The organism is Vibrio sp. GJ43-1, assembly GCF_055808835.1.
The window spans coordinates 1,513,621-1,533,492 of record NZ_CM147885.1; the positions used below are offsets into that span (position 1 = coordinate 1,513,621).

Genomic DNA, 19,872 nt, shown 5'->3' on the forward strand with positions numbered 1-19,872 from the left:
ATTAAACCCTATGATATTCCATTATTATTGGTACTAAGCATCTGTCGAATCAAAGAAAACAACACCGCTGCTAGTGTGACAAACGCAAGAACTGGAACAACAACCCAAGTGGACAAGTGCCAACTCCATGGCAATTCAAAGCCCAGCTTCATTATTAAGCCAACAACAATTTCAGCGCCTAATGTCGCCACAAGTCCAGCGATTAGTGCCATGATCCCATACTCTGACCAAATGGTTCGAATAATACGCTGACGACTCGCTCCTAGTGTTCGATATAAACGTAACTCATCTTGACGCTGCGCCAAACTTAAGCGAAGCAGAGTAAAGATAAGTAACACCCCAGCGAGCACACCGAGGGCGGCAAGCACCGTAATTGACCATACGATTTGTGACAATAATGACTGTATCTTTTCACCCATGATACGAATATCCATAAGGCTAACCGTCGAATACTGTCTAGACAGTGATGAGATCAATGCATTGTCTTTAGGCTCAATCCTAAAGCTAACCAGCCAAGCGCTCGGTATTGCTTCCATGACGTCGGGAGTGAAAATAAAATAGAAGTTAGGCTTCATGTCTCGCCATTCAACAAAGCGAATTGAATTCACTTTGGCTGATACTTTCTGACCGTTTATTGTAAACCCAAGTTCATCACCAATTTTAATATTGAGACTTTCAGCAACTTGTTGTTCCACCGAAACGCCATTTGTCGTCGTCCAAGCCCCCTCAATGACCTCGTTATAGTTTGGAATAGCCGTTGCATAAGTGAAGTTTAACTCTCGACTAAGCGCGTCAGTGTTTTCCTCCCCTTGAGTTTGAGCTTGTTGCGCATCCTCACCATTAATTAGAGCCAAGCGACCACGTGAAATTGGAAACGCCTGAGAGCGCTGAACTGAATTTTCATCAAGAATCTGCAGATAAGACTCTATTTCATGTTCAGCAATATTAAGTGCAAACGCATTAGGCGCATCGGCGGGTAATGTCCGTTGCCAATCGCTCAACAAATCGGTACGAACCAACCAGATGGTAGTAAGTAACATTAATGACAGACCCAATGCGCCATACTGAAGCGCGGTGTGTCGTTTACTGCGATTAATTCGGCTAATTGCTAATTTTAGGGAAACGGGGAGCGAAACTCGGCCCAGTAACCAAGTACACAAAACGCTTACCGCCCCCAGCACGCCAAATAGGCCCGCTATCCCAGCCAGTAAAATCCATATGAGTGTGTTATTTTGATAAACAATCACCAAAGGAATTACAGGCACCACAAGTAATAGATAGATCCATCCGAAGCGTTTTTCATCGGCACTTTGCAGTACTTCAACAGAAGAAACGGATACCAGTTTATATAAAGGAATACCCAACGCTGGAATACCAATCAGCAAGCTTGACGCAACCGCAATCACAGCTAAGCAGTACGCCGTAGCTTGGTAAAGGGCTCGGCAATAATTCTGTCAAGGGAATCCGCAGCAAGTACTCTAAAGCAACCCCAAGTAACAAGCCGACTACAATCGCCATGGTCACCAATAACCCTGCCTGTATTGCCAGCCAACGCACTACCCAGCGCTTGCTCGCCCCAAGGCTTTTCAACATTGCAACCGTTTTTCTACGGCTTTGGACATAGTTCTGACAGGTAAGCACCAGCGTTGTCGCCGCCATAATTATGATAATGGCAACGGTTAGGGACAAATATTGTGTGGTTCTCTCAAAAATATCATTACTGCGACTTGCTGAGTCTTTGTCACGCCAGCGGTCACTCGGAGACAGCGTGATATTTTCTTTCAAATTGGCAAGAACGTCGTCGCTCCCAGTTAAGTATGCTCTAAACTGCACACGGCTCCCGAGCTGAATCGCACCTGTTTCTTCGACAGAATGTTGATGAATATAAGCGGTAGGCATTTGTTGAAACGGATTAAAGCTAATACCCGGCTCTTCAACGATCAAACCACTCACGGTTAGCTCTGCGTCTCCAACGGCGACTATATCGCCCTGCTTGACAGCAAGTTGGTCGGCAATTCTTTCATCTAACCACAATTCATCTGGACCAACATGATGCTGTTTGTGCTCATTAGATGCCAAAGTAAGCGTACCGCGTAATGGAAATGCGTCATCAACAGCCTTCACCGTGATCAGCTGCATGCCAGAGTCACTAAAAGACATCGTGGCAAAACGAGTATAGAAAGACGCCTGCAGATTGCTGCTAGTTAATAGCTCGAGGTTATCTTCTGTTATTGGGTTGTCAGAAATATATATGGTGTCCGCAGACAAGGCGTCTTTTCCCTGCTTGACGATCACCTGCTCCATACGTTCCGCTAGCGCAGCCAAACCAAAAATGCAGGCAATAATCATGGTCAATGACAGTGCGATTGGCCAAAGTTGACCTTGCTTGATCTCATCAACGCTCCACAGAAGTAAACGTTTATTCACAGAGGAAGACATATTAATGATCCTCAGTTAGTTGACCTGCGTTCATCAGGAACACTCGGTCACATCGTTTGGCTAGAGACAGATCATGTGTGACCAAAACAAGAGTCGTACCGTGTTCTTGGTTCAAGTTAAACAATAGTTCCACTATTTTATGCGCTGTATTTTGATCAAGATTACAGGTGGGTTCATCGGCAAAGAGTATTTTGGGGTTGGTCATAAATGCCCGAGCAATGGCGACGCGTTGCTGCTCACCACCTGATAATTGAGAAGGAAGGTGGCCTAATCGGTGGCCAAGGCCAACCGACTCCAACAAACGCGTTGCTTTTTCAACGTCTTCATTTTCCCCTCTCAATAGACAGGGCAACGTCACATTCCCCAGAGCCGTTAAACTTGGGATCAACAAAAAACTTTGGAAGACAAACCCCAAGTGTTGGCTTCTCAGCGCCGCGCGCGCTTCATCATCGAGTATTGATATTTTTTCGCCCAATAACTCAATCTCGCCAATACTTGGTACATCTAGACCCGCAAGTAATGTCATTAAGGTTGACTTGCCCGCCCCTGATGTACCCACAATAGCAATGGACTCACCTTGCTCTATCGAAAGATTTACGTTTTCTAGGATTGTTAATTGCTCGGTTTTCGTAGACACTACTTTTGATACCGATTCGGCTTTTATGATGGAAGAACTCATGATTTGGCAACGTTCCTTTATAGTTTTATTTATTTTATCCCTAGCATCATTCCATGCTAAAGCCGCCTCTTTACTCATTCTCGGCGACAGCCTCAGTGCAGGCTACAATATGAAAGCCGAAGAGAGTTGGCCAACCTTACTACCAAGCCTACTATCAACGGTTGATCGCCCCATTACAGTAGTAAATGGCAGCGTGTCTGGCGACACCACTCGGTAATGGCTTGGCCAAATTACCTTCACTGCTCGACAGCCATAATCCTGATTATGTTCTTATTGAGCTTGGTGCTAATGATGGGCTACGGGGTTCCAGCCCAACATCGTAAAAAATAACCTGCTGCAACTCATACGTATGAGCGAAGATTCAGGTGCAAAGGTTATGCTAATGCAGATTCGCATTCCACCTAATTATGGCAAAAGGTATGCAAAAATGTTTGAAGCTATCTACCCTGAAATTGCGGAAGAAACTGCCACGCCTTTGATTCCCTTCTTCCTAGAAGACGTCATCACCAAATCAGAATGGATGATGGACGATGGTTTACACCCGAAAGCTGAAGCGCAACCATTCATAGCAGAGAGCGTTGCAAACGCACTACGCCCCTATTTATAACGGAATGCGTATTACAAGTTAATACGTTACCACACTCACTGGCTCACCTATAAAGGGCTATTTACTAACATTAGCCCTTCAAAAACACCGTTTTTTAATGGTCTAGCTCAATGTAGATTAAACATTATTACGTTACCCTAATTCTTTATCATCGTCTTAGATAGGTTGTAATTAATGATAATTGAACCAGTTATTCGCGGTGTTATTGCTCGCTCATCTCATCCAGAAGGATGCAAAAAGGCGGTCGATAATCAAATTGAATACGTGAAATCCGCCACTCCAATCAAAGATGGTCCGAAACGTGTGCTTATTTTGGGTGCCTCGTCCGGATTTGGCTTAGCGGCACGCATCGCATTGACATTTGGTGGCGCAGAAGCGGACACCATTGGTGTGTCGTTTGAACACGGTCCTTCCGAAAAGGGCGTTGGTTCTGCAGGTTGGTACAACAACATCCATTTCAAACATCGTGCCCAGCAAGCTGGTCGCCAAGCGATTAACATTATTGGTGACGCATACTCATCGGAAACCCGTGAACAAGTCATTGAAGCCATAGAGACCTATTTTGAAGGTGAAGTGGACCTCATTATCTATAGCTTAGCGTCTGGTCGCCGCACCAAAGAAGACGGTAACTATTGGCACTCAGCCATTAAACCAATTGGTGAAAGTGTTTCTGGCGCCATTATTAATCTCGAAACACAGAAGTGGGAAAATACCACCCTTGCCCCTGCAACCGATGACGAGATTGAGGGTACCCTTAAAGTCATGGGTGGACAGGACTGGGAGAACTGGATTGACACCCTCATCAATACTGATTCCATTGCCAATGGCTGTAAAACCATTGCCTTTTCGTATATCGGTCCAGAAGTCACCCACCCTATCTATCTTGATGGTACCTTAGGCAGAGCCAAGGTTGATTTGCATCAAACCAGCCATGCACTCAATCTCGAACTTGCGCATTTCAATGGTAACGCCTATGCCGCCGTTTGTAAGGCACTTGTCACTAAAGCGAGTGTTTTCATCCCAGGTTTAACGCCTTACTTATTGGCACTATACAAAACCATGAAAGAACAAGGCACTCATGAAGGCTGTATTGAACAAATGCAGCGGCTATTTAGCACTAAACTTTATGGTCAAGACAAGGTACCCGTTGATGGCGAAAGGTTACTAAGGGTCGACGACTTAGAATTGGATCCAGAAATCCAAAGACAAGTTGCGGAACGTTTAAGTCAAATGGACGAGAGTAACTTTAAAGAAATTGGGGATTTTGATGGCTTCCAGCAAGAATTCTTAAACCTTAATGGTTTTGGCTTAGAAGGTGTGGACTACGCTAAAAGAACTGACGTAGATAAACTTAAGACTCTTACACCTTAGTTTAGCCATACTGCGTAACACCATCTCACATTTGAGACACATCGTTGATTTATTAGGCTTTCCCTCTCGTGACGGAAAGCCTTTTTTCTGCCTTCCAATTCAGCACGTATACTTAAACCGTTCAGAACAACATAAATCGCCGGATTGACGTTGATAATTACCCACAGGACGTGGTAACCCAAAATGGAACGAACAGAAAGCACTATCGAAATCAAATCCCTAACACCGTCTGACTGTAACAAGGTTTCAGACATAATCCGCAACCATCTGGTGGTGCACTCAGTGAGGTGCTTTGGGTGGTGTATTGTTGAAAATAAGCAGCTTTCAATCCAATGGATTGACTACTCGAACAACACTCAACCGCAAACCACATTGCCGCCTGTCACTTTCATTAAGTCAAAGCCAAAAACCACGGAAATACAGCAAGCTCTACGAACAATATTAGTGCGTCTTGGCTACCTTACTACCGATACACATATACATTACCAATATTTACCAGCTTCACATCATGGTTATCAACTCGGAATATTTGCAGCTTGCCCACCAGCAGAAAATACAAGCCAACTTATCAGACTATCTCTCACTCAAATTGATACGTACTTAACACAGCGCCGTTTATCTACAGAACTTTTTAAGGCAAAAAAAGAGTTTCAACAGCAACTGCAAAGTAAAGATAAAAAAATTGCCCAGCTAGATGCGATGGTCGAGGCATTAAAGAGTCAGCACAGCGAACTCGGCACACAAATGCAGTTTCAAGTCACCCATGACCCCTCGACAAAAATGCTAAATAGGGCTGGCTTCGAATTAGCTCTTCAGCGTATCTTACGCAGTACCACGGTAAAATCTGGCAAAGTTTACCTATCGGTCATTTTTCTTCATTTCACTAACGGTGAGCGTGTACAAGCGCGCATTGGCTATCAATCCTTTGATCTGTTATTGAGCGAATTTGAAAATATGATCCACTTAAACACGCCCCATGTTAGCCATATTGCCCGTATTTCCACTACAGAAATCGCCCTTGCCGCTATTGTTCCCTCGTTAGATGATATGTTTTTACCCAACTTATGCCAAAGTCTCTCCAGCGTCGCTCGTGAAGGCTTCAACATTGATCAACAAGAAATTCATCTACACACGTATATGGGCGTAGCCAACTCTTACCATACAAGTAACGCCACTGACCTTATAAATAATGCCTATCAAGCGTCCGTCGCATGTAAGGAGTCAGGTAATCTTGTCAACGTCTTTTCTTATGCTGACCAAGTTGAACAAAAAGAGTTCAACCAGCTCGAGAACTACCTATTGCAAGCGGTTCGAAATGACGACCTTATTTTGCACTTCCAACCAAAAGTAAGCCTCGACACGGGACAGTGGACTGGCGCTGAAGTCTTACTGCGATGGCGGCACCCTGTTTTGGGTGATGTATCAAATGAAGCATTGATTCACATGGCGGAAAAAAATGGTCTCATTATCGAGGTCGGTTATTTCGTGTTACGGAGCGCCATAGATCGGGCCTCGGAATGGATTCAAATTGCCCCTGAATTTCATTTATCTGTCAACGTGTCAGCCAAACAGATTTGCGCTTTACACTTTGCAGACAAAGTCACCGATCTGCTCACTCAGCATGAACTCCCTCCAGGTAATCTAGAATTAGAATTAACGGAGAGTTGTCTTGTCGATAACTTCGAGGTAGCAAGAAGCAATATTGAAAAGCTCAAAGCACAAGGTGTCATGTTTGCACTTGATGACTTTGGCACGGGCTATGCCTCCTTTAATTACCTAAAACAATTGCCCTTTGATGCACTTAAGATCGACAAAGAATTTCTTAGTAATGTTTTGTATAGCAAGCAGGATAAAGCCATTTTACGTTCAATTATTACCATTGCTAAAAAACTGAACAAGCAAGTCGTGGTTGAAGGCGTTGAAAGTGAAGCACAACACGAGTTTATTCGACTAGAGCGCTGCGATATTGGCCAAGGATATTTCTACGCTAAACCTATGCCTCGTGACGTGTTTGAACGACAGCTCATTAAACAATACCCAGTCCCGCGTAATTTCATCATCCGTTAGACTATGCGTAATAGCATGCTTTGAAGACATCGAATATGCGTAAAAACAAGGAATAACGTACTCTTCGTCGGTAGAATGACGTTTATGTCTTTACCATCACTAGCGCGGCTCCTATAATCGCGCCCCAAACTCTAGAAATGCGGAATTTGCGTCATGGATCAATTGATAGCCAAACTAAAGAAAATTGAAAAACAGAACTACCGAGCCTACCAACAAATTAAAGGCCAATACGACTTTACTGATTTCGATTTTTATATTGATCACGTCCAATCCGACCCGTACGCCACCGCATCTCGAGTTCGCGCCTTTAGAAAATGGTCGTTAATAGGTTTGGAATGGCTTAAAGCCTGTTCACCAAGCTATCAGATTGCGGCGCGTGACTTTATTGCACGTACCTTTGCCGACTTTGCCAAGCAAGAAAACAGTGTCTCTGTCACATTAACGGGCCAAACCGTTATGGATTCCACCTCGGTGGTTTTTAGTGATGAAGGTATTGAGTTACGTTTTCGAGTTAACCTACCAGCAGAAGGTCGAAATATCTTAGGCAAGAAAGCCTCGAACATCCTGACATTCCACCTCCCAAAGTATATTCGTAAATGTACGCTAGAACGTGAAATCGATGTCGAAGCGCTTAAGCGCCACTGTGAAGTGATCGAAGACCAAGACGCACTGCGTCGTCAGCTAGACGAACACAATCTCATTGCTTTTGTTGCCAATGGCAGTGTGCTACCACGTATTGCTAGGTAACTGTGATTTCCCGATGAAAGACGCCATTGCATTTGTGTCACCACTCTCACTAGAAGTGACACTGCAACGTCCGAATCACGGCGAAGTGAAGGGAATGGGTGTACCAAAAGGCGTGACCTTAATCGTTGGGGGTGGTTTCCATGGTAAGTCTACGTTACTTAACGCTATCGAGCGTTCAATCTACAACCACATTCCTGGCGATGGTCGCGAGTGCATTGTTACCTCAACTGACGCAACTAAAATCAAAGCAGAAGATGGTCGTTCAATTCACAACTTGAACTTAAGCAATTACATCAACCACCTGCCCTTTGGTAAAGAGACCAGTGACTTCAGCACTCAAGATGCCTCAGGTTCGACGTCTCAGGCTGCGTGGCTACAAGAATCTATTGAAGCGGGAGCGACGGGCATCTTAATTGATGAAGATACCTCGGCGACCAACTTTATGATTCGTGATGAGCGTATGCAAGCGCTTGTCGCTAAAGGGGCCGAACCTATTACTCCATTTGTCGATCGGGTTGGTCAATTGCGCGATGAGCTTGATATCTCCACCATGATTGTCATGGGCGGCTCTGGCGATTATCTTGATGTTGCTAATACCGTCATTCAAATGCATGACTATCAAGCTATTGATGTGACCGAAAAAGCACAAGAAGTCGTTAAACTACACCCTAGTGAGCGACAAAATGAGAGCGAAAAGCCACTGGAGATGATTCCGCCACGCCATGTTGATTCAGAACACTTAATGTCGATTTTAGCGGAAGGAAAATTCCGTGTATCAGGGAAAGGCGGCAACTCATTACGCTTTGGTAAAGAAACTATCGATCTAAAAGCGTTGGAGCAATTAGAGTCCAATGCTGAGCTAAATGCAATTGGTTGGTTAATATTCCAACTCGCACAGCAACCAGGTTGGTCAGAGCACCCACCAAAAGCGATGCAGACATTGCTAGAGGGGGATTGGAGCTCAAGAATGCCTAATTCAGGGGATTTGGCAAAACCTCGTGTTATTGATGCTCTTTCAGCATTAAATAGGCTGCGCAGCGCTAAAATGCGTCAACCAAGATAAGCAAGCTAAGCACGCAATCGATGAAGCGTAGCAATGATAAACATGTGTTTTTGTCGGGATTATTTCAATAACGACCACGCTTCGCAGGCTAATTTAAATTGTTCCGCATCCCCTCCTTCACGGTCGGGATGCCACTTCAATGCGCAGCGACGCCAGGCTTGGCGGATATCTTTTGATGTGGCGGTTTCGTCCAGATTAAAAAAATCGAACGCCTTACGCTGTGACATTGTCACGTCCTTCGCGCCAACATGCGCCTGATATCGATCCCAAAAGTCATTCAGTAACCGTTTTACTTCCAACGTGTCCGCTTCATAATGAGACCAATCTAAGTAATATTGACGCAGTGGATCGGAAGGAGAAATACCGTGATTGTCTGCATCAAAAGGCAGCAGTTCGATGCTCATCGCTTCTACATTTAGCCACTTTTCAGGTACCAACATTCCTTGTAGTTGGTATAAAGCATTCATCAATAGAAAGTTACGCTTGAACAGATCTTTTTCTGGTCGCTCATCAAGCACAGGGATTAAATTATCATTCATTAGCTCCGAAGCTAACACATGAATCTTCCAACTGCTCGTGCTTGCTTCTAAACGATTTAGCACCGACCAGATTAATGGATTATCCTCGGTTCTAAAGGCATGAACTTCGCTATCTCTTTGCTCTGTCAACACATTGCTCCCTAATGCACTCTTTTTATGTTAGCACTTCTCCAAATTGAATGCGTCGCTAAAACGCTCGTTGCCTAACCAAGAGACCATTCGAGTTAGCGCTACATTGTTGAACATTTGACTCTAGGCTGCTTTAAACACAAAAAAGCCAGTGTCTTCATTCACTGGCTTTAGACTCGTACGATCCAACGACTTGCTGAGCTAGATTACACCGAGCTCTCGTAAACGTTCCATTAGATAACTGTCGGCAGTATAGCGCTCAGATAATACCACTTCAGGTTTGGGATGCAGAAATAACGGCAACGATATTCTTGATTGGGTTTGCTTCTCACCCGTTGGGTTAATCACGCGATGCGTGGTAGATGGGAAGTATCCTCCACTGGCTTCTTGCAACATGTCACCAATGTTAATGATCAAGTTGCCAAAGTCACAAGGCACATCTAACCACCCCCATCTTGCGTTTTCACCTGCAATCCAGGCTCGTTTGCCGCAGGCAACACGGTCAATAAGTTAATATCTTCATGCGCTGCTGCTCGGATCGCCCCGGGTTCTTCATCACCCGTCATTGGCGGATAGTGCAATACCCGCAATAGGGTCTTGTCACTATTGTTAATCATTTCCGACAGGGCGATAGAAAACTTTTCTTGTACATCTTTTGGTGCATGCGATTCAACCCAGCCCAATAGCTCTTCAGCAAAGGCATTCGCACGCGAATAATAGTCTAGAATTTCACTCTTTAGCTCTACTGGAATTTGTCCCCATGGGTAGATATGAAAGTACTCTTTAATGTCTTTTACCGCATGCCCTTTCGCAACCTCGGACACGCTAGGCGGGAAGTATCCATCTTGGGTGTCTACGTTGAATCGATAACCTTCTTTCTCAGAAGAATTAAAAAACACTTGCCAGTTCTTATAGATGGATTCAACTAATGACTTAGGGATCGGATGATTTTTTAATACACCAAACCCCGTTTCTCTTAGTGAATTGACAAATAATTCCGGAGCATTGGGATCTAAATAATCGACAGTTTCTAATTTCATGACTTCACTTTCGTATCTTTTTTGTTGTGGGGCGATGTTAAGAAAAAGTTAGCGTACTTTCAAAGTATTGCTGACTCAATTTCAGCAACAACCACTTGCAATGTGAACTACATCACACAAATTCAGTATTCAATCCGTTGGCCTAGCATGTAATGACATCGACATGCCAACACCCACAGAAAATAAAATGTACTATAGTGATTCAATCGTGACTGGTAAGGATACTAAATGACCGCTTCACTTGCGCCGCGCCCCACTTTGGTGGTTTTGACCCTGCTCTATACAGTCATCTTAGGGTTTTCATCTATCGATCCCCACTCTCGTGCGGTTTGGATTGCTGAGATCATCCCTGCTATTGGAATTTTAGTGCTGATTTGGATTGTATCTCGGCGCTTCACCTTCTCTAACATCGCCTATATGCTGATGTTCATTTGGCTAGCGCTGCACACGGTTGGGGCAAAGTACACCTTTGCAGAGGTCCCGTTTGACTGGTTTAACGAATTGATCGGCTCTGAACGAAATAATTTTGACCGTGTCGCGCATTTTTCCATCGGCTTGTACGCGTTTTCAATAGCAGAATACGTACACCAAACCAAACTCATGGCAAAAATACCCGCCACACTCTTCGCTTTGTTTGCCATCATGAGTTTAGCCGCCGCCTACGAAATTATTGAGTGGTGGTATGCCGTTTTGGCTGGCGGCGATGAAGGCATCGCGTTTTTGGGATCGCAAGGCGATATATGGGATGCGCAAAAGGATATGCTCTGTGACACGTTAGGGGCGGTTACATCCCTATTGCTGTTTCTTACTCTCACACGCCGCCATAGCGTATCTCGTTGATAGCGTTTGCTTAAAAAACAGTCATGCAACTAATTAACCACCGCATGATAGTAAATAAAGACCCACAGAAGTCGTCAACGGTATTACCTCATCCCAAACAACGGCCAGGTCACTCATCGGTGTGACTCTTGGTCGTTCCACATTATGGTTTTACATGGCTCTTTAACCAGTTTAGGTAAGGTCTATACCCCGCTTCTATGGGCAGCGCCACGATTTGCGGCACCTCATAATCATGGAGTTCAATAATCAGGCGCTCGAGTTTCGAATAAGCTTCGTTCGTGGATTTAATGATCAACAACATCTCTTGTTCATGGCACACTTTACCCTCCCACATATAGTGACTGCCGATCACTTGCGTTTGAATACAAGCCGCTAACTGTTTCTCCAACAATCCCGTAATAATAACATTTGCTTGCTGTTCATTGGGCACCGTGGTGAGTACCGTTATCGCATTAGACTTCACTGAACTTCTCCAATTTATTTCATACGGACCTTACCACCTACCATCTTAATAGCAGGGGTACCGCGAACTAAGGTATCGCGCCCAAATACACTGTCACAGTCTGGGCAAACGCCTAAATCATTCGTGTAATCTTCGGTAATTCTTTCTTTGAAACACTTTACCAACGCGCCCTTTCCGCCTTTTTTATAGCGATAGAGCTTGGCGCCACATTTACTACAAAACACATCCACCGATTTTGCTGGCGCTTTACTATTGGGTTTCGCCATTACCCGTCTCTCTTATTACTGTCACTTGTGAGCGGGTAGTTTTGATAGACCAATTCGTCGGGTTTGACCCAAACTTGGCTAAAGTCAAACCACCCAAGGGCGTTACATTTGGCGTTTTGTAGGCTACCGCAATGATCTTTGCTGATACCTAACCAGCAATGAAACATAGGTATGACTTGGTAACTTTGCACCAACTGCTTAGCAATTTCTTGGGCTGGAAACTTATAATCTTCTTGGCTTCGCCATTCTTCTACCAACGTCGACCATGCCAAAAAGTCCTCTGGCTTGGACATCAACTCAATGCCACTATAATCCAACAACCAACCAGCAATTGCTTCTTCCCTTTTTGTCGCTATACCCATTGGTCTTATCCAGATATCCACATTTTCAGCATCAGGAGAGTCATGACCATAACGAATAAACTGAGTACGTATTCCGTCTTGTTTCAATAACTCTTCTATTGCTCGCGAAATGTCTGGGAATGTAGGATGCTCTGAATAATAAGCGATTTTAATATCTCTAGTGAGCTCAAGTCCTTGCATGTTCTCATATTGAATAGAATCAGCGTGTATTGGCTGGTGATACCAACCTGGTTTTAATCCATGAGCAGGGATAATGCCCAAATCGGTGACTGTGCTTTCTGGTAACTTTTTGAATACCGCTAAAGACGTCAATTTTTTCGTTAAATAACGTGCCCAAGTATCGTCTTTAGCAAGACCACTGACACGGTTAAGCAATAGATAGGTGCATCCTGGGTCGAGCTCAATATCATCATGTTTTTCAGAGCGAGCCCCTGCAATAGGGTCCGCTAGAGTCGGAAACACGAGAGTAGAATGAGGTTCATCGATGATCCACACTTCGACCGTATCAAGCAATGGTCGATACCCAAAATACCCATCAAAAGCAGAGAGAATCAGGCGCTTTTCATTATTCGTGGTGACGCTATAAGGGCCTGTACCAATAGGAAACCGATCAAAATCATCGTTTCTCATGTTGAGCGGGGGTAACACCTTAGCGCTGATTTCCGCAAACAAAAAAGCCGCTTGAAAATCAGGTTGCGAGAAGTGAACGTCGAGCACCCAAGGAGACGGGCTAACCACATGATCGATATGAGAAAACAATCTCGATGTTTTTAATGACTCAATACTTGAAATAATATGTTCAATCGTCAGTAGTTCACCATTATGAAAGCGCACACCAGGTCGGATGTAAAAACGCCAATGACAGTCACTCAACTGCTGCCAGTGATGGGCGAGATCGGGCTTGATCTCATCATGCTCATCAAGTTTGGTTAGCCCGCTGAATACCTGCCTAGCAATGTGCAACTCGGAACGGCGCAACGGCTTAGCCGGATTAAGCATAGAAAGTGCGCGATAATACGGTAGGCGGATGACTTGCTTGCCATCAGTCTGCGTTACCCCTAGATAGCTTTGAATCACTTTACTAAGACGATTGGCATCTTTATCTAAGACATTCAGCGCGTGTCCGATTCGTCCTTCTTCAAGATAACGGCGAGCGAGCGTTTCACTGACGTCGTTACGGTTTTGCTTAAAATTTAAAGTAGAGAGTTTCCCACGACCTGCCGCAGGGTGCCATTCGATCCAACCTGCCTCTTCTAGCTTGTTAAGTACGATGCGGGCGTTGCGGCGCGTACAAAACAGTATTTCGGTGACATCATCAAGCTGCGTTTCAGCATTTTGACCAGAGAAGTGTTCGAATAAGGTTTCAAACTGTTTACGAAGACGAGGACTACTCATAAAGAGGAAAGGCTCAAGAAATGACTTTGGTGTTAGTTTCCTCTTTACGAGTGCAATTAGCAAGTTACAAAGACAGAACCTCGATACCTGTCTCATTCGCAATCTGTTGAATCTGTTCTTGATTATCTAAGCGGATAGACCATTTGCATTCGGCACCGTTAGCGGAAATAACGCACGCTGGCAAAATTAACTGAACGGCGTCTACTTGAGCTTGTAAAGTCGCTTGGTTACTCGCTAATCGAACCACAATTTCATGAGGGGTCATCAACACTTTTCCACCACTAAATTCGACCGTCATGATGTCACTCTTTTGTGTTTCTTGACCGCGATGGTCAAACGACTCGTACAAACCAATCGTTGCTGGGAGTCGGTAATGTCAATTTGCCACACCTGAGTAGACACCCCTAAATGTACCGGTGTTGCACAACCAATAACATGCCCAGAACGCATCGCTCGTACATGGTTGGCGTTGATATCTAATCCCACACAGTAATGATTTTCATCGACACAATAATTCGCAGCAAGTGACCCCAACGTTTCGGCTAACACTACCGATGCACCGCCATGTAACATCCCTAAAGGCTGATGAGTAAAGCTGCATACCGACATGGTGGCAGACAATGAATTGTCGGAAAAATCCGTGTATTCAATCTGCAAATGTTCAATCAGTGTATTCTCGGAAGTGCGATTTAGCGCAGCTAATGAGAGTTTCTTCTTCCAAATACTCACTGTTAAATCCTATACTTAGAGCCATTAATAAAAAGTATGATGCCTTGAGTTCTTTCGTTTGGCAAATATCATAAAATCACAACTGTTCACCGCTACGCTGTTCTTTACGTAATCTTATACTTTGACAAACAGAAAGTGCTAGCACGGATGCATAGGAGTAACAACATCATGAACACTTGGGCAAAAGTAAGCGCTGCCGCAATCATTACATCTTCCATCATAGCGTGTTCATCATCACCGACTGGGCGTAATCAATTAATTCTATTTTCAGACAACGAAATGAGCCAGTTGGGTGCCCAATCTTTTGAGCAAATGAAGAAAGAGCAAAAAATCAGTAATAACCAAGCAACCAACGCCTACGTGCAATGTGTCGCGAAAGCCATTACCGATCATGTTCCACCTCAAGCGGAGTTTTCTGAGTGGGAAGTGGTGGTATTCGACAGTGAACAGGTTAATGCCTTCGCTTTACCAGGCGGTAAAATTGGCGTTTATACTGGTTTACTTAACGTCGCTGTCACACCGGATCAACTTGCTACGGTTATCGGCCACGAAGTCGCTCACGTTCTCGCCGACCACAGCAATGAAAGGTTGTCACAGTCACAACTTGCCAATACCGGTATGCAAATCACTAACGTCGCCCTCGGCGGATCACAGTACCAAAATGTCACCATGGCAGCACTTGGTGTCGGTGTTCAGTATGGCGTAATCCTCCCCTACGGGCGGACTCAAGAATCTGAAGCCGATATTGTCGGCCTAGAACTGATGGCAAAAAGTGGCTTTGACCCACGACAAAGTGTTGATTTGTGGAAAAACATGGCGAAAGCGTCCGGGGGAAATCAACCACCAGAATTACTTTCAACGCACCCTTCCCACGATACCCGAATCAACGATCTTAAATCCAAGGCTGCAACATTACCCGCGTACGCCACTAAGGCCCCAAATTGTAAAAAGCCTAGTGTTTAACACTCATTACTAATGGCTTCGTTCTCGTCTATTCGACGACATTTATCCGGTTCCATCACTCAAAAGTTTATGCGGTGTTCCCTGCACCGCCTTTTTCGATAATCCTCACCTCCTCTCGTCTCCATACCCATCAGCGCAGTCACTATTATTTGTTTTGTCACACTTAACGCACTTTAACCTTGATTTTACCAATAATTTACATGACATTAACAACTGGTCTAATCAGTATAAGTCCTACTTCATCTCCAAACACTACGATGAAAGGTAGGAAGATATTCAGCGAAACGATAACAGTCCGTTACTAGCTCATTTAAGAATATTGCTTAAAAAGGGAATTTATAATGAAAAAAAGAGCGCTCCTTACGCCCATTATATTGGGGGTTATCACACCTACCTCGCTTGCCGCTGGCTTTCAAGCAAACGAACATTCGGCGTCTGGTTTAGGTCGAGCGTTTTCAGGCGAGGGTGCTGTCGCCGATAACGCCAGTGTACTCGCTCGAAATCCGGCAGCTATGACGCTATTTGATAATGCACAGTTTTCAGGTGCAATCACTCTCGTCGATCCCAACGTCAATATTACCGATGACACCAATAACCAGCAAATGAAAGACGTGGCGCCAATGCAACTCGTGCCAGGAGCCTACTACATTAGCCCTATCAATGAGCAATGGGCGTGGGGGATCGGACTTTTTAGTACTTACGGTGTTGCGACAGATTACCCAGATAAAGCCTATGCTGGTGATTTAGTATGGTGATACTGCTCTTATTTCCGTCAACTTAAATCCAAATGTCGCTTACCGCATTAACGAACATTTCTCAGTTGGGGGCGGCGTAAATCTGGTTTATGCAGAAGCAGAGTTAAATCGTCACAAAGGTGCATTAGCCCCATTTTTAGGCGGCTCTGCAAGTGATATGCTCATTTCGATGAAAGGTGATACTTATGCTTTTGGCTGGAACCTCGGCGCACTTTATGAAGTCAATGACAACCACCGCTTTGGTTTCTCGTACCGCTCTGCGATCGATCTTGCATTCGAAGATGGCGATTTTTCCAGCTATGACAGTGGCATTTCAACGCCCCCAAACACTAAGGCTGATTTAGACGTGACCCTGCCTGCTATTTGGGAGTTTTCTGGCTATCACAAAGTGGCAGAAAAATGGGCGATTCATTACGGACTACAGCGTACAGAGTGGAGTAGTTTTAAAGAACTTAAAGCGACATCCCCGACCTGTACTGGCGGTAGTGTGCCCGGAGAATGCTTCTATAAAAAAGAAAACTATGAAGACAGTAACCGTTACTCGGCAGGATTTAGCCACTATCTAACTCATGATTGGACACTGCGTGCTGGCTTTGCATTAGATAAACAAGCAGGTGAAGCTACATTAAGCATCCCAGATTCAGACCGTTATTGGTATTCAGCGGGCATCACTTATCAAATGAGCTCGGCGCTTTCAGTGGATGCGGGTTTGACGTTTCTTCAAGGAAAGTCCGGATCATTTACCGAAGTCGACAAGTTAGGTCAAGAGTTGCAATTTAGTGGTGATTCCACTGCGTATATTGGCGCACTTCAAGTTAACTACCAATTCAACTAAGTCAGTAAGGATACGACTATGAAACCATTATATTTAGCGTCGATCATTTCTGGCGCACTGCTTTTGTCTGCCTGTGGTGGTGAAAGTGAACTGTCTGGAACCCCAACCACCGCGACTTATGAACAACACATTCAAGCCCTACTCAGTAAACCAACCAAAGTGGTGTATACCCTTCAGGGCGCAAACGCCGATGTTCCTTTTCCAACCTTTGCGCTAATGAACACCGTCGATGGTACATTAGAAATTCCGACAGGTGGAAATGACGCACTGAGCAACCCCATCGCAGCAATGGGACAAACTGATGGGTGGTCCACCACCTCTCCTATTGCAATAAAATTCGACAAACCACTAACAAGCACGCCCGCTGCCACATCAGTCACTATGGTTAAGCTGACAAAAGGCTTAACTTCAGACTCACCGTTACCAGAAAAGTTACTGACTTATGGTGTTGATTATGTACTGAAAACACAGGGTACAACTCTCATCGTCATTCCTCTTATAGACCTTACTGGCTCAAGTGAATATATCATTGCGGTTAACAATACCCTGCTGGACGCCAACGGGGATTCGGTCGGTACCTCTCAGAGCTACGCGGCGTTAAAATCCCAAACCAAAATTTACAGTGAAGGATCGCTCGCAACGGTTCAACAAGTTGTGCAAGGGGTTGAGGCACTGATCCACAGCGATAGCGCTGGCGCTATCGACCCCAACAGCATTGTTTATTCCACTTGGTTTTCTACCCAATCTATTGGTGCCACGCTTTATGCAACCAAAGGGATGCTTGCGGCGGCACAAGACCCGACCAAATCCTACAGCGATATTTGGAAAGGATCAGCAAACCCAAATAATGCCGACGTTAACCGGATTGGTGAGATGACCTTTTCTACACCCGTTGACCTTGCTACCGCTCTCGCGAGCGACGACAACTTCACCACCTACTTAGGGCTTTCTAACGATACACGAAATGCTGTGATCGCCAATTACAATAGCGTCGCTGCAGGTACAGTATCGGTGACAAAAGGGACGATTACACTGCCCTATTATTTAGAAACCGGTGACAGCTGGAATACCCAACCATTTGAATCTGGCACGGATAGCCTCGCGATCACTAAAAGTATAATTAGTGATAGTGCTGAACAAGCGAATTTTGCCGCGCAACTTCAAGCGAACAATATTAATCCAAGCACATTTTTAACCGATCCAGAATCGCTGTTAGCCGATTTAATGGGGCTATCTTTCACCAAACTCGATGGCAGTGTATTTGATTCAGAACGTATCGTGACACGATACTCACCAGTACCCGCCGTCAAATCACTACAAGACGTCAATTTTTTGCTTTACACCCCCACCAGCGCAACGATATCTGGCATTGTGGTGTATCAACACGGAATCACATCAGCGAAAGAGAACTCTTATTTATTTGCGACCAATCTAGTAAAAGCCGGTCAAGCCGTCATCGCCATTGATGCGCCTCTTCACGGAGATAGGCGTTTACCCAACGGCGCATCCGCGCAACGCGATGTCACTGATTACATGAATTTAACGGTACTACCCGTGGCGCGTGACAATATTCGTCAATCCATGTTGGATATCATGACGCTTAGAATGGCATTATCGACCAATCAAGCCATGTTGCGTTTTATCGATACCCCACTCGCCGCGCTACCTTCAACAATCACAACCCCTCCAACCTTCATTGGACACTCATTAGGGGGAGTATTGGGCGTACCTGCTATCACTCAAGCCAACGCGCCACTAAATGCGTCTGTTGATCCACTGTTCAGGTTTAGTCGTGCTGCGTTTGTTAACTCAGGTGGGCAGATCGCCAATCTTTTGCTAGGCTCCGATTCTTTCGGCCCACTGGTCACTCATAATATCGCCTTGTCTGCTGGCATCGGCTACGACACGTTCGTCAATTCACGCGCATGCGATCAATTTGCCGCCGATCCTGATACCTATTTTGACTCATGTCTAAGCGCATTTAAGCTTGCTTCACCTATAGAAAATACCGCAAAAATATTAACCACGAATACCGAGTTCAGTTACGCGGTCCAAACCGTGTTGGATACAGCTGATCCATACACACATGCTACTACGTTAAAGGCAATTGCAACGCCAGTATATATGGCTCAGGTTAAAGGCGACGGAACCGTGCCTAACAACGTACCAGGGTATATTGATCAAGGCCAAGGCGTCAGTAAATATGTCCAACAGTCCATTTTCGCTTAAGCACCGAACCATTAGCCGCTAAATTGGGTTTAACGGTGGTCAGTAGTAGTCAAGGCGGGTCTGCCGAAACGACGCCGTTTGTGCGCTTTAGCGCCCTTGGGCAACACAGTAGTTATATTTCGGTTCAAGATACCAGAGCCTATTCCGATTTAGCTCATCATCAGGAGATGCAAAGCGAAGTGAGCTCTTTCATTGCAACTAAGCACAGCGCTCATTTCTAATTCTGCCTCTGTTTTAGAATAACGTTGATGTAGCGCTGAAAGCAAAGCACGGCACCCTGCCGTGCTTTTCCGTTTCTATGTCACACTTTTCGCTAAAACCATGTATAATGCGCGGCTATCAATCCGGTGATAC

At 44.9% G+C, this 19,872-nt stretch carries 13 protein-coding genes and 5 pseudogenes; 9 read left to right on the top strand and 9 right to left on the bottom strand.

What is annotated here, in order from left to right:
* Positions 1 to 8: 8 nt before the first annotated feature.
* Positions 9 to 2,439, bottom strand: a pseudogene (locus AC0L66_RS24210) (ABC transporter permease).
* Between the two features lies 1 nt (position 2,440).
* Positions 2,441 to 3,118: an ABC transporter ATP-binding protein gene (locus tag AC0L66_RS24215; protein ID WP_473569770.1), complete on the bottom strand. Its 678-nt coding sequence runs from the start codon at positions 3,116 to 3,118 to the stop codon at positions 2,441 to 2,443.
* On the opposite strand from AC0L66_RS24215, the pseudogene AC0L66_RS24220 reads away from it, so the two are divergent.
* The 4 genes and pseudogenes from AC0L66_RS24220 (at position 3,117) to AC0L66_RS24235 (ending at position 8,973) form a co-directional block, all read left to right on the top strand.
* Positions 3,117 to 3,725, top strand: a pseudogene (locus AC0L66_RS24220) (arylesterase). The gene AC0L66_RS24215 and the pseudogene AC0L66_RS24220 overlap by 2 nt on opposite strands.
* A 174-nt stretch (positions 3,726 to 3,899) precedes the next feature.
* Positions 3,900 to 5,096, top strand: a complete 1,197-nt coding sequence (fabV, locus tag AC0L66_RS24225; RefSeq protein WP_473569771.1) for an enoyl-ACP reductase FabV — start codon at positions 3,900 to 3,902, stop codon at positions 5,094 to 5,096.
* A 183-nt stretch (positions 5,097 to 5,279) separates the two neighbouring features.
* Positions 5,280 to 7,163 (top strand): putative bifunctional diguanylate cyclase/phosphodiesterase, encoded by a 1,884-nt coding sequence (locus tag AC0L66_RS24230; RefSeq protein WP_473569773.1) that lies wholly within the window; start codon positions 5,280 to 5,282, stop codon positions 7,161 to 7,163.
* A 153-nt stretch (positions 7,164 to 7,316) separates the two neighbouring features.
* A pseudogene (locus tag AC0L66_RS24235) lies at positions 7,317 to 8,973 on the top strand (P-loop domain-containing protein).
* A 59-nt stretch (positions 8,974 to 9,032) separates the two neighbouring features.
* On the opposite strand, the gene AC0L66_RS24240 reads toward AC0L66_RS24235, so the two are convergent.
* Both AC0L66_RS24240 and AC0L66_RS24245 read right to left on the bottom strand, forming a co-directional pair.
* A complete protein-coding gene (locus tag AC0L66_RS24240; RefSeq protein WP_265673967.1) occupies positions 9,033 to 9,641 on the bottom strand; it encodes a DNA-J related domain-containing protein in 609 nt (202 codons plus the stop codon).
* A gap of 201 nt (positions 9,642 to 9,842) precedes the next feature.
* Positions 9,843 to 10,681 (bottom strand): annotated as a pseudogene (locus tag AC0L66_RS24245) (isopenicillin N synthase family dioxygenase).
* 228 nt (positions 10,682 to 10,909) lie between these two features.
* On the opposite strand from AC0L66_RS24245, the gene AC0L66_RS24250 reads away from it, so the two are divergent.
* Positions 10,910 to 11,521, top strand: a complete 612-nt coding sequence (locus tag AC0L66_RS24250; protein WP_265673969.1) for a DUF2238 domain-containing protein — start codon at positions 10,910 to 10,912, stop codon at positions 11,519 to 11,521.
* 142 nt (positions 11,522 to 11,663) lie between these two features.
* Here the strand turns inward: AC0L66_RS24250 and cutA are convergent, their stop codons facing one another.
* The 5 genes from cutA to AC0L66_RS24275 all read right to left on the bottom strand — a co-directional run bounded on the left by cutA (position 11,664) and on the right by AC0L66_RS24275 (position 14,736).
* Positions 11,664 to 11,984: a divalent-cation tolerance protein CutA gene (cutA, locus tag AC0L66_RS24255; protein WP_265673970.1), complete on the bottom strand. Its 321-nt coding sequence runs from the start codon at positions 11,982 to 11,984 to the stop codon at positions 11,664 to 11,666.
* A gap of 14 nt (positions 11,985 to 11,998) precedes the next feature.
* Positions 11,999 to 12,250, bottom strand: a complete 252-nt coding sequence (locus AC0L66_RS24260; protein WP_265673971.1) for a hypothetical protein — start codon at positions 12,248 to 12,250, stop codon at positions 11,999 to 12,001.
* Positions 12,250 to 14,007: an SgrR family transcriptional regulator gene (locus tag AC0L66_RS24265; RefSeq protein ID WP_473569775.1), complete on the bottom strand. Its 1,758-nt coding sequence runs from the start codon at positions 14,005 to 14,007 to the stop codon at positions 12,250 to 12,252. Before AC0L66_RS24265 ends, AC0L66_RS24260 begins: the two co-directional genes overlap by 1 nt.
* Positions 14,008 to 14,071: 64 nt before the next feature.
* Positions 14,072 to 14,305 (bottom strand): DUF3389 family protein, encoded by a 234-nt coding sequence (locus AC0L66_RS24270; protein WP_473569777.1) that lies wholly within the window; start codon positions 14,303 to 14,305, stop codon positions 14,072 to 14,074.
* Entirely contained in the window at positions 14,302 to 14,736 is a 435-nt protein-coding gene (locus AC0L66_RS24275) for a hotdog fold thioesterase (protein ID WP_473569778.1), read from the bottom strand. Before AC0L66_RS24275 ends, AC0L66_RS24270 begins: the two co-directional genes overlap by 4 nt.
* 168 nt (positions 14,737 to 14,904) lie before the next feature.
* Between AC0L66_RS24275 and AC0L66_RS24280 the strand changes: the two genes are divergently transcribed.
* From AC0L66_RS24280 to AC0L66_RS24295, 4 genes and pseudogenes are all read left to right on the top strand, one after another.
* On the top strand, positions 14,905 to 15,699 hold the full coding sequence (locus AC0L66_RS24280) for a M48 family metallopeptidase (protein ID WP_473569780.1): 795 nt from the start codon (positions 14,905 to 14,907) through the stop codon (positions 15,697 to 15,699).
* 341 nt (positions 15,700 to 16,040) lie between these two features.
* Positions 16,041 to 17,289 (top strand): annotated as a pseudogene (locus tag AC0L66_RS24285) (outer membrane protein transport protein).
* Positions 17,290 to 17,307: 18 nt separating this feature from the next.
* Entirely contained in the window at positions 17,308 to 19,518 is a 2,211-nt protein-coding gene (locus AC0L66_RS24290) for a VolA/Pla-1 family phospholipase (RefSeq protein WP_473569782.1), read from the top strand.
* Between the two features lie 35 nt (positions 19,519 to 19,553).
* The gene (locus tag AC0L66_RS24295) at positions 19,554 to 19,739 is read left to right on the top strand and encodes a hypothetical protein (RefSeq protein WP_473569784.1); all 186 of its coding nucleotides are present in this window, start codon (positions 19,554 to 19,556) and stop codon (positions 19,737 to 19,739) included.
* Positions 19,740 to 19,872 lie beyond the last annotated feature (133 nt).

What these genes read in the sequence shown, in the direction of transcription:
- AC0L66_RS24215 (WP_473569770.1), bottom strand. Translation starts at nt 3,118, where the DNA reads ATGAGTTCTTCCATCATAAAAGCCGAATCGGTATCAAAAGTAGTGTCT.
- fabV (WP_473569771.1), top strand. Translation starts at nt 3,900, where the DNA reads ATGATAATTGAACCAGTTATTCGCGGTGTTATTGCTCGCTCATCTCAT.
- AC0L66_RS24230 (WP_473569773.1), top strand. Translation starts at nt 5,280, where the DNA reads ATGGAACGAACAGAAAGCACTATCGAAATCAAATCCCTAACACCGTCT.
- AC0L66_RS24250 (WP_265673969.1), top strand. Translation starts at nt 10,910, where the DNA reads ATGACCGCTTCACTTGCGCCGCGCCCCACTTTGGTGGTTTTGACCCTG.
- AC0L66_RS24260 (WP_265673971.1), bottom strand. Translation starts at nt 12,250, where the DNA reads ATGGCGAAACCCAATAGTAAAGCGCCAGCAAAATCGGTGGATGTGTTT.
- AC0L66_RS24265 (WP_473569775.1), bottom strand. Translation starts at nt 14,007, where the DNA reads ATGAGTAGTCCTCGTCTTCGTAAACAGTTTGAAACCTTATTCGAACAC.
- AC0L66_RS24270 (WP_473569777.1), bottom strand. Translation starts at nt 14,305, where the DNA reads ATGACGGTCGAATTTAGTGGTGGAAAAGTGTTGATGACCCCTCATGAA.
- AC0L66_RS24280 (WP_473569780.1), top strand. Translation starts at nt 14,905, where the DNA reads ATGAACACTTGGGCAAAAGTAAGCGCTGCCGCAATCATTACATCTTCC.
- AC0L66_RS24290 (WP_473569782.1), top strand. Translation starts at nt 17,308, where the DNA reads ATGAAACCATTATATTTAGCGTCGATCATTTCTGGCGCACTGCTTTTG.